The organism is Vibrio sp. 10N.222.48.A3 (genome assembly GCF_041475345.1).
In the GTDB taxonomy this organism is placed as follows: domain Bacteria; phylum Pseudomonadota; class Gammaproteobacteria; order Enterobacterales; family Vibrionaceae; genus Vibrio; species Vibrio tasmaniensis_A.
Genome location: NZ_JBFRVX010000833.1, coordinates 1 through 781, shown reverse-complemented (window position 1 = coordinate 781; position 781 = coordinate 1). Strand labels below are relative to the sequence as shown.

The following is a 781-nucleotide window of genomic DNA, read 5'->3' as shown; positions in this document are numbered from 1 at the left end:
CAAACAGATTATCTTTGGGAGGAATGATTATCGGCTTCAGGAAATTTGCTCGATAATGCGTCCTAGACGTCCTCGGTATCGTCCATTTTATCGGCTGAAACATGGTCTGCATCTATATCAATTTTTTCACACAGTGCCCCTACGGCCCCTCATTCGGTTTATATGTGGATTTGAATGCGGGCTTCTTAAGACCTAGTTGAGATAAGCGCTTAGAAGGAGAGGTATAGTCTGGACAGGCTAGATCTGCGTACCCCATTCTTTTTAATAGATTATCGATGAGACCTTGAAGTTGGCGTAGGGGCTGTTTGAAGACCAGTCTCAAATAATGGCACGCTCTTATTGTGCTATCAGGGTATTTGGGGGATGAGCCTGTTCCATCATAAGTGCGTTGCTCACTCTGCCAATTATCCATAGTGTCGCCTGATAATCAGATATCAATCCGCCCTCGGTCACGCAATATAATTGGTTTGTCGGTAGGTGTTTTTTTGAAGTGTTGACGCCTGGATTGATTGTGTTTGTAAGGTATGATTATGAGAGTGAATACATCAAGGTATGATAAGAATATAGGAAAAGGCTCTCAACTCAAAATTGGCGATTAAATGAGCGCTTCAACAAAGCCGCTCAAGAGCGACAAGAAAACTTTGGCACATTGAGAACCAGAGTCCTGGGCGTTAGACGTTATTTTCAAAGAAGATGAGCAACGTTGTATTTATGCAGTAGGCTCGGTGCTGAAATTAGAATTCAAGGTTATTTTATTTTTGAATATAATTTACATTAACTT

1 protein-coding gene is annotated in these 781 nt (G+C 41.4%); it reads right to left on the bottom strand.

The window, feature by feature from the left end:
- Positions 1–139: 139 nt before the first annotated feature.
- Positions 140–412, bottom strand: coding sequence for a transposase (locus tag AB4653_RS20445; protein ID WP_017100261.1), 273 nt, complete (start codon positions 410–412; stop codon positions 140–142).
- Positions 413–781 lie beyond the last annotated feature (369 nt).

Excerpts from the sequence above, each read along its gene's own strand:
- AB4653_RS20445 (WP_017100261.1), bottom strand. The coding sequence starts at position 412 with ATGGATAATTGGCAGAGTGAGCAACGCACTTATGATGGAACAGGCTCA.